Annotated in this window: 9 protein-coding genes; 8 read left to right on the top strand and 1 reads right to left on the bottom strand. The window is 53.7% G+C overall.

All coding sequences use genetic code 11. The features are described from left to right. Positions 1-270 precede the first annotated feature (270 nt). The 8 genes from JGZ97_RS10065 to JGZ97_RS10030 all read left to right on the top strand — a co-directional run bounded on the left by JGZ97_RS10065 (position 271) and on the right by JGZ97_RS10030 (position 8,465). A complete protein-coding gene (locus tag JGZ97_RS10065) occupies positions 271-453 on the top strand; it encodes a hypothetical protein (RefSeq protein ID WP_207062476.1) in 183 nt (60 codons plus the stop codon). Positions 454-470: 17 nt separating this feature from the next. Beyond that, entirely contained in the window at positions 471-827 is a 357-nt protein-coding gene (locus JGZ97_RS10060; RefSeq protein ID WP_207062475.1) for a hypothetical protein, read from the top strand. A 52-nt stretch (positions 828-879) separates the two neighbouring features. Further along, complete coding sequence (locus JGZ97_RS10055; RefSeq protein ID WP_207062474.1) at positions 880-1,353, top strand: hypothetical protein; 474 nt, start codon at positions 880-882, stop codon at positions 1,351-1,353. 165 nt (positions 1,354-1,518) lie between these two features. After that, on the top strand, positions 1,519-2,730 hold the full coding sequence (locus JGZ97_RS10050; RefSeq protein ID WP_207062473.1) for a site-specific integrase: 1,212 nt from the start codon (positions 1,519-1,521) through the stop codon (positions 2,728-2,730). Between the two features lie 190 nt (positions 2,731-2,920). Further along, complete coding sequence (locus JGZ97_RS10045; RefSeq protein WP_207062472.1) at positions 2,921-5,137, top strand: N-6 DNA methylase; 2,217 nt, start codon at positions 2,921-2,923, stop codon at positions 5,135-5,137. Positions 5,138-5,256: 119 nt separating this feature from the next. Beyond that, positions 5,257-6,465, top strand: a complete 1,209-nt coding sequence (locus JGZ97_RS10040; protein ID WP_207062471.1) for a restriction endonuclease subunit S — start codon at positions 5,257-5,259, stop codon at positions 6,463-6,465. Between the two features lie 715 nt (positions 6,466-7,180). After that, positions 7,181-7,876: a hypothetical protein gene (locus JGZ97_RS10035; protein ID WP_207062470.1), complete on the top strand. Its 696-nt coding sequence runs from the start codon at positions 7,181-7,183 to the stop codon at positions 7,874-7,876. Positions 7,877-8,234: 358 nt separating this feature from the next. After that, positions 8,235-8,465 carry a hypothetical protein gene (locus JGZ97_RS10030; RefSeq protein ID WP_207062469.1) on the top strand — a complete coding sequence of 77 codons (231 nt, stop codon included), beginning with the start codon at positions 8,235-8,237 and terminating at the stop codon, positions 8,463-8,465. Here JGZ97_RS10030 and JGZ97_RS10025 read toward each other — a convergent pair. Beyond that, entirely contained in the window at positions 8,462-8,890 is a 429-nt protein-coding gene (locus JGZ97_RS10025) for a hypothetical protein (RefSeq protein WP_207062468.1), read from the bottom strand. The two genes, JGZ97_RS10030 and JGZ97_RS10025, sit on opposite strands and share 4 nt — an antisense overlap.

Below are 8,890 nucleotides of genomic sequence, written 5' to 3'. Positions count from 1 at the left end.
CGCAACACCCGGCGCATCCGCTTCCTCCTCAACGAGCATTGTCCCGATCAGCAGGAATTTATCCGCCTGACCCAAACCCTTTCGCCGGGGTAGTGGTGGCGAGCGCCCCCGGCTTGCACGAATGGGGGGAAAGGGGGCGCTGTGTCTGCAGGGCTGAAAATGGGCCAATATTGGCCCAGAAAGCCGCCAAATAGGGCCATCAAGCCCGAATCACCAAAATCCGACGCCCAGCCGAAGGTTCATGAAAAATGCGGGCTAAGGAGTACAACTATGGCCTTTCATTTCACCTCAACCGATACCGAAACGACCTGTACCGTTAAGCCCAGCCTCAGTGGTGGCATAGCGGGGATGATTATGGGGGCCCGGCTGGGTTCGCTGGTACCAGGAGCCGGTACCGTGGTTGGCGGCATCGTCGGTGGTGTCGCAGGCATCATCCTCGGACCGTCAGACTGACGGAAAGGAGTCTCATTATGCGACGGCTAACTTCACCACAGCAGGCCAGAGAGTTGCCCCTGGACGGCTCGCTACTAGATCGTCTCCACAGCGAACTGGTCGAGCAGCCGTTTGGTAGCGCCGAAGAGGCGATCACGTTCTGGCAGCAGGAGGAGGTGTGTCTATGGTGGCTTGAACAGAGCGATGACTTCGACCTGTGCCAAGCTGTTGATCCACAGATCAGCCAGCTTCTGAACTGCCCAGAGTTCGTGATCCCATTAGATGAAAGCTGGCGTCTTGCCCTGACCATCATCACCGACAGCGGTGGTGGGCATTACCTGCTGTTCCCCCTTGGTCTTGATGACCGTTTGGACCGTCTGACCGACCTGTCCTGACCTTACCAATCAACACCCTTTCCTAGATTGAGCTTCGGCTCAAGGAGACCCTATGCCTAAACAACAGAATCCAGAAAAGCCTGCTCTGCCAATCGATCTTGTCCGTAAAGGGTCAGCACCCAAGCTCAATCCCCAGGCCAAAGGCGAGCTGGCCTATGAGATCGGTGTGCACGTTGAAACCAAACACCCCCATGTACGCATCACCAGCAACGAAAGCGGTGGTTACTTCTCGGACGAATGGATACCGGTGGACACTATTGAGAAATGTCTGGCGGGACTCCCTAAGGCCAGTTCGTTCAGCTCAACGGTGCTACGCCCGGTCTTCGTCGAGGGGAAAAGCGCCAACAATGCAGGGTTTCTTGCAGCCGTGTTGCGCAAGGAGCAGGTGCTTGGCCCCGATGACAGCAGTGTTTTCAAGCACCTGCTGATCGGAAATGTTGCAAAGTGGAAGAAGACGCTTTCAGCGGATCAGTCACCCAAGACCGTTAAGCGGACGGCGGCATCATCCAGCGAACCGGCGACCTGACGCCCCGTCGCTGGTTTCTTCTCGCCAACTTTTATGGGCGAGAGCGCCCCGAACATATTGTTAGAAGGCGATTCAAGCCTCCCACCTTACGCGCCGGTCTGATTCCGGCGCTTCCCATTTTTTCGTGATCAGGTGTACCAATCAACGGTGCGCCGAGGAGAAGCTATGCCTACATCACGTCGTTTCAAGTTCAGCAAAAAGTTGATCGATGAACTGCCACCCACACCCGGAGATAGCCGCAGTCGCGAGACTGAGTATTCGGATGAGGCCTGCACCGGATTGCGCCTTATCGTGAACCGCGCAGGCCGCAAGAGATACCTACTGCGTTACTCCATCTTCGGTAAGAAAAAGGCGATCCAGCTCGGCGAACACGGACCGTTCGACGTAAAGGAGGCCAGAATCAAGGCCAACGAGCTGAAGAAGATGGTCGCGAATGGTATTGATCCACAGGCTGAGCGGGATGAGCGCCGTGCCGTGTTGACCTTTAAGGAGTTCGCTGAGGAACACTACCTGCCTTACGCCCGCGCCAACAAGCGCACCTTTGATAAGGATGAGAGCAACCTCAAGAACCACCTACACCCGGTCTGGTCGGAGGCCAGAATCACCGACATTAACAAACAGGACGTACAGCGCCTGCTGGACAGTAAGAAGGACCAGCTGAAGCCAGCGACCATCAATCGTTTGCTGTCACTGACCCACCGAATGTTCCGGCTCGCTTGCGATTGGGGCTACCTGGAGGTCAACCCCGCTGCTCAACTCAAGAAGCTGAAGGAAAACAACCGCAGGGATGTATTCCTAAACCGGGAGCAGGTCGCTCGATTCCTGAAAGCCTGCGAAGACGAGGCGAAGGAGAGCAAACTCGCCGTCACCAAATCAACCACCAACGCGCTCAAGCTGGCCCTGATGAGCGGAATGCGAATCGGCGAGATCCTTAACGCCAAGTGGCAAGACCTGGAGTACACAGAGCAAGGGGTGAATCTGTTCCTACCGCACACCAAGGCAGGGCTATCACGAACTGTGTTTCTTAACGATGGAGCAGTTGCATTGATCGAAACGCAGAAGCAGTTCCAACGCAGAGGTAACCCCCACATCTTCCCTGGACGGGCTGGTAAAAAGCCGATGGTCAACCCGAAGAAGGCTTTCGCCAGGGTAAAGTCACGGGCGGGCGGCATGGATCACCTGCGCATTCATGATCTGAGGCATTCCTTCGCCAGCATCCTGATCAACAGTGGTTCAGCGACGTTGTACGACGTTCAGCACCTTTTGGGACACCAGCAATCACAAACGACTGAACGCTATGCCCACCTTGCCTCGGACCGGTTACGCAGCGTCTCCAGCCAAGTGGCAGACTTCGTGCAGCAGGCTCAAGTAGGGTGACACGTTGCGACATGAGACTTGTAGCAGGTTAGGACCTGCTACAAGCTCTTTTTTTTGGTCATAAGCCCCAGATCGGACTGACATCCTTACTCTTCAGGATGTTTTCGGCTAGGATTTGCTCTTTTTATCTTTACCTTAGCGACTTACACAACTGGTAACGAAAAGTCCTCTCATCAAACCGAGCAATCAAATGACCGTGCTATCAATACGAAGAAATGAAGAATCCGGAAAAATCTGGAGCCATGTGCGCAGCAAATGGCTGGTGGAAACGCCTGAAGAGACGGTGCGCCAGGAATATTTGCTAGTGCTGGTCAACGAGTATGGTTTTGCTCTCGATCAGATCGCCGAGGAGATGGACCTGACCGGTCGAGGCTCTGCTTCCGCCCGTGCCGATTTTGTCCTTTGGCGTACTCCTCAGGACAAAAGTGACGATAACGCCCCTTTTATCATCGTAGAATGCAAATCCGACAACGTCACTATCAATCCGAAGGACTATGACCAAGGGGAGAACTACGCCCGCATCTGCGGAGCACCGTTCTTCGTCACTCATAACTCGCGGGAAACCAAATACTGGCGGGTTATAAAAGAGAAGGTCCCGGGCTACACGGAAGAGATTGAGAATATCCCCCATGGAGATGCCTCGGACAAAGATATAGAGGTGCTGCTTTCCAAGCTCCGTGCTTTCAAGGAAAAAGAGTTTGCCGACCTGCTGCACAAGTGCCACAACATTATCCGTAACAGAGAGAAGAAAGACCCAGCGGCTGCCTTCGACGAAATCGCCAAGGTGCTGTTCATCAAGGTCTACGTAGAACGGTCTTTGCTTACACGGCGCAGCAAGACCAACCTCTTTACCGTTGATGTGCTGAAAAACCAGATCGCAGAGAATCCGTTAGATAACTTGTTTCAGGAAACCAAGCGGGCCTACGCTACCGACAAAATTTTCGAAGACGACGAGCGGATCAACCTCAAACCCGCCACCGGTGCGGCGATCGTCAAAGAACTAGAGAAATACAATCTCTCCGACACCAGCGAGGATGTTAAGGGGGTTGCCTTCGAACGTTTCCTCGGCCGCACCTTCCGGGGAGAGATTGGACAGTTCTTTACCCCCCGCACCATCGTCGAATTCATGGTACATATGCTTGACCCTCAGGAGAACGAGATTGTCTGCGACCCGGCCAGCGGTTCGGGCGGTTTTCTGATCCGGGTGTTCGAAATCGTGCGCGAGCAGATCCTTGCCGACACCGACCGCGAGTACAATACCTTCAAGGCCGAGCTCGAAAAAGACAAGTCGCTCACCGAAGAACAGCTGGCCAAAAAGCTCAAGGAGAAGTTCGCCGAGCTACAAGATACTCTCGATCAAAAATCAAAGGGATCCCGCCTGTGGGAACTCTCCAACCGCTGCATATACGGCACCGATGCCAACGACCGCATGGCCCGCACCAGCAAGATGAACATGATCATGCATGGCGATGGCCACGGCGGAGTCCACCACCACGACGGCTTTCTGAACGTCAATGGCATCTTTGAGGGGCGTTTCGACATCATCCTCACCAATCCACCCTTTGGGGCAAATGTTGAGCCTACCGACAAGGTCTTGGAAGTGGACATTAAAGTCAATCCGGCTGCTGAAGAACGCTATTTGAGAGAATACGGCGACCTCTATCGTGAGGCTCAGAACCGGGTGAAGGCAGCCCTCAACAAGCCCATCACAAGTCTGTTTGACCTTCCCAAGAGCGACAAGGCCAAGATCAAGACAGAAGTACTGTTCATCGAACGCTGTCTCGACTTACTCAAACCTGGTGGCCGCTTGGGAATCGTTCTCCCAGAAGGCATTTTTAGTAATCCATCCGCATCCTATATTCGCGTGCGAGAGTTTGTCGAAGATAGGGCATTTCTTCGAGCAGTTGTCAGCGTGCCAGACGGGACATTCAAAAGCTCTGGAGCGGATGTGAAGTGCTCATTACTTTTCTTACAGAAATTTACCGAGGAAGAAAAGCATAAGTTTGACACAGACTACGCCAGCATCAAGGCAGAAGTCGAATCCTTGTACGCACCAGAGATCAAGGCAGAACAGGAGCGGTTGGAAAGCGCAATCGAGGCGACCAAACAGGCCAAGGATGCCGAACAGCGCAAAGCACTACAAAAGGAGCTCAAGGATTATCTGAACGCAATGGATGCCAAGCAGGTTATCGAAAGCCGACAACGACTTAAAGAACATTTCGATTATCCCATATTCATGTATGAGGCTGAAAAAGTCGGTATCACCGCCACGGGTGAGGAAGATCAAAACGAACTTTACCCGAACACCAACCAGCCCCCAGAATGTGACAAGACCTGTTTGGAGTGGTACCAGGAATTTCAGGCTAACCCGAGTGCCTTTTCCGTCACAGGGGGGGAAGAGAAATGACGGGAACCCCCCAAGCGAGACCGCGAGTCTTTGGCGTTAGCTACCGAGACTTAAAGACGTGGAGTGTCGCAGCCCAATTCGCTGTTAATTGGAATTGGTCCGATGAGGTAATTAAACCTTTGGCAAGCATTCTCAAGCGCCGAACGGAAGGCGCACTTGAAGAGCTAACCCCCGAAACCCTCGCAACGCTGCTGACGATTCGTTTTGATGGTTCAATTGAGCCGAGAGAACCGGTTCAAATCAAGAATGTTAAAGGGAAGTTGTTCCGCGTCTATTCAGGGGACGTCATCTTCTCCAAAATTGATGTGCGAAATGGGGCAATCGGCCTAGCCCCCGATGACCTCGATGCCATGTGTGCAACTTCCGAATTTCCAATCTATTCGGTAGATACCAAAAAAACACACCCTGAGTATGTAAAACTACTGTTCCGCACAACTGCATTTAGAAAACTGCTCAACTCAATGATCAGTGGCGCATCGGGACGCAAACGTATCCAGCCATCCCAACTAGAAGGCGTAAAGGTTCCCATCCCACCACTTCCTACTCAGCAGAAAATTGCAGCACATTGGGAAGCAGCACAACTTGAGCGACGGTCAGCGGAAAGCGCCTTATCGACTCTGGTCTTGGAGCTTAACTCCTGGCTTCTCAAACAAACAGAGGGCTTCGACCAGGTGACCCGTTCTAAGGTGTTCCTCGCCAACTATGAAAACACCCAGCAGTGGGGCGTAAAAGCCGGTCGTGCCGCCGCGTTCATCACCGCCAACCCTGATTTCATGCGGCTCGGCGATTACACCGAAGAATGTACCGAAACCGTGAGGCCTTGGGATGATCCGGCAAAGGAATGGCCTGTTTATGGAGTGAGCAATAAAGAGGGGGTTTTTCTGAGCTCCATGCAGGAAGGCAAGAAGTTCAACGCGCCTTACAAAAAAATCGAAAAAGGCTACTTCTTCCATAACCCCACACGCGCCAATGTCGGGTCACTTGGTATCGTACCCGATGTGCCGGAAGATGCGATCACCAGCCCTGAGTATCAAGTATGGCGACTGAAAAGCGGTCTTCTACCCGACTTTATGGCGCTTTTGCTGAGAACGGATTACTTCCTTTCTCTGGTCGCGTTCAACCGTGTCGGCGGCGTGAAACAGAGAATGTACTACGCCAACCTGGCTGAAATCAGGCTCCCAACATTTCCTATGGATGTACAAGAGTACTTTGCCGAACGGCAGCAAGAAATACTGAAAAGCATCAGCACAGCAAATGAGAAAATAGGAAAACGAAAAACCGAGATTGAGAAAATGATAATCGGAACCCTCTCAACTGAAGAAAACTGATTATCTCTTACTTGAACGGTTGGCCCGAAGATAACGCACCGCTACCACTCAGTAGGGTGTGGTCGGTCGTGGCGTCTGACGACAAAGCCGATGTCGCCACTAAGGGAGCGGCGACGGGGACCGGCTCCGGTCTCTGTCCGGTCCTTTGGTTTTGCCCTTACGGCACATGGACCCGTAACTTCATCGATAAGGTGTTGGTCGGTATTTTCCGGTTCTCAAAATTGCCTTGAAGCATGTACAATGCGTTGATTCGTATGGCCCAATAGCAGCCTCTCACCTTCGCTCATAATCCATTGGTCGCAGGTTCAAGTCCTGCTGGGCCACCACCTCCCCTTCCGTTACGATCCATAATCGTAACCAATCCATTGATACCTAAGAATTCTTTACTTATTCGATCCACGGGCATTCAGGCACTTTCAGCAAAATTCTCCCAAACCCGGGGGTACGTTTGGGGGTACCTGCAGCGCTAGCCTTTGCACCTCGCTCTGGCTGGTTCGATGTAGACCTGTCTGAACTCTCTCTGGTTGCCGGCCCAGTAGCCCCCTTCACGACGACGTGGCGTCCGTTTCCTTTACAAGAGATGTGCAAGGTTTTATCTAAACCACGCAACAAACTGTTTTTTATAAGACTTTCAGCAACGGCTTAAATTTTGCCTAAAATCATTAAACCGATAACTGATTTCGCGTAGCTGGCTTCCGAAGGGCGACCACGTGTAATGAAAACCTTGCTTGGCACGATTGCGCTTATTGCCTGCCTGCTAGCGCTACCCAGTCAGGCCGGGTTAATCCCACCAGATAGTACCAATCTGGACGGTGAGACAGGCATCCTCGGGGGGAACCCTTCATCGTCGCCGCACCCCGATGAAACCGACGAGATTTCTATCGACGCCGCCCTGTCAGCCTATGCTCCCTTTGGCTGGCGCCCCTCATCAAAAAGCGAAACAGCCGATTTATTTAACGCCTTCAACTTTGGCGTCAGTTCGGAAATCGATGACCCCGAAACCAAAGAGATTTTGAGTACCAGGCGCAGAGCCCAAGGCAGGAAAAATATTGATTTCAACGTGCTGCTCGGGGACGTCAACGGGGTGGCCGCCCCCAACGGGCCTCTGGACCCTCTGCTTGCGCCCCCCCCTCTTTTCGAAGGCGCTGAAGACGTTGAGGCGCTATATGACCAAGCCCGTGCAGAAGGATGGGCCTGGCGTCCCCCCGCCCAAGAGAGACGCTCCGGACCGCCACGCGAGCGCAGCGAAGCCGAAAGGGGGCAGGTAAATCTGAGTTACATGGTGCTTCTGGGGGCAGCCTGGACACTTCTGATGGCCGTTATCAAGGACCCGGTGGCCATCGCGCTGATGGTATGCGTCCTGCTGTTTCTGGGCGTCAAGCGTCGGCGGAAACGCAGCAGCCCTGAATAGGCGGGGCGATTCAGGCAACCTCGCTTTCGGCCCCGCAAACGCGATTAAAGGCAAGCATTCGACGAGCTGTTTACAACAGATGATAAAACCCGGCCCCTTCACATGGCCCAGGTTGGCGAAGCAATGGGACGATGCTCTCGATCATGAATTCAATACGGTAAACGTCAACCGTCCCCAACGCGGGCGCCATTGGCCAATGTCGCCGGCCAGCGCTGGCGTTGACGCATGACTTTTGAAAAAAGTTGATCTAAGACAACAGCCAGCTCGATTAATGAGCCTATCACGTTGTTTTTCAGGGGATTAGAATTAGCATAAAGGGGAAGACACCAATTTAGTTCGAGGCAAAGGGACTGCCGATATGAGCCACTCTAGGATCACCGCTCGACTCGAATACGACATCAAGCACCTCATCTGGCGAGCCGGGGTGCATGAACTCACCTCTGAGGAGATCTGCGCGCGTTTCGAGCAGATTAAACGCGAATACCTCTCCATCAGCACGACCGAAGAGCGCGGCCTTTTGATGAAGCAGTTCGACGAATGGGAAGTGGTCCTGGCCGATCGAGCCCCGCAAGCCATGGTCGCCCGCTAGGGGCCGCCCGCCAGGGGTTCGTCCTCGCGCAGATAGTCGCGCAGCCAGTGACGGTATTCGAAGTCGCCCATGTGCCGATAAATATCCTCATAAACAGCCCCCGCCTCCGGGCGCTCTAAAAGCCGCTGCAGGCGCCACTGGGCGCGTAGCGCCGCTGCATGAAAGCGGTCACATATATCGCTGATGCCAACCGCCATCACCACCCACCAGGTTCCCAGCAAGCCAACGGCCAGACAAACCAGCGGCCAGACGCCAAAACCCAGCAGGATACAGGTAAAAACAAGGGTGCCGCTGCCCTGCATCAACCGCTTGTTAAATAACCTCCGCGCCGCCACGAGATTGGCCCGCTGACGGCCGAATTGGCGCATCGCTGCGTCCAGCGCCCGTCGCAGTTCCGCGTTGTTGGGCTGCTCCTGATCGTTCAC

The sequence above is a fragment of the Motiliproteus sp. SC1-56 genome, from assembly GCF_017309075.1.
In the GTDB taxonomy this organism is placed as follows: Bacteria; Pseudomonadota; Gammaproteobacteria; order Pseudomonadales; family Balneatricaceae; genus Motiliproteus.
The sequence above is the reverse complement of the archived record's forward strand: the minus strand, read 5'-3'. Positions and strand labels throughout refer to the sequence as shown.

Bases quoted from the DNA above. Each gene is read 5' to 3' on its own strand.
- JGZ97_RS10065 (WP_207062476.1), top strand. From the start codon at position 271: ATGGCCTTTCATTTCACCTCAACCGATACCGAAACGACCTGTACCGTT.
- JGZ97_RS10060 (WP_207062475.1), top strand. From the start codon at position 471: ATGCGACGGCTAACTTCACCACAGCAGGCCAGAGAGTTGCCCCTGGAC.
- JGZ97_RS10055 (WP_207062474.1), top strand. From the start codon at position 880: ATGCCTAAACAACAGAATCCAGAAAAGCCTGCTCTGCCAATCGATCTT.
- JGZ97_RS10050 (WP_207062473.1), top strand. From the start codon at position 1,519: ATGCCTACATCACGTCGTTTCAAGTTCAGCAAAAAGTTGATCGATGAA.
- JGZ97_RS10045 (WP_207062472.1), top strand. From the start codon at position 2,921: ATGACCGTGCTATCAATACGAAGAAATGAAGAATCCGGAAAAATCTGG.
- JGZ97_RS10035 (WP_207062470.1), top strand. From the start codon at position 7,181: ATGAAAACCTTGCTTGGCACGATTGCGCTTATTGCCTGCCTGCTAGCG.
- JGZ97_RS10030 (WP_207062469.1), top strand. From the start codon at position 8,235: ATGAGCCACTCTAGGATCACCGCTCGACTCGAATACGACATCAAGCAC.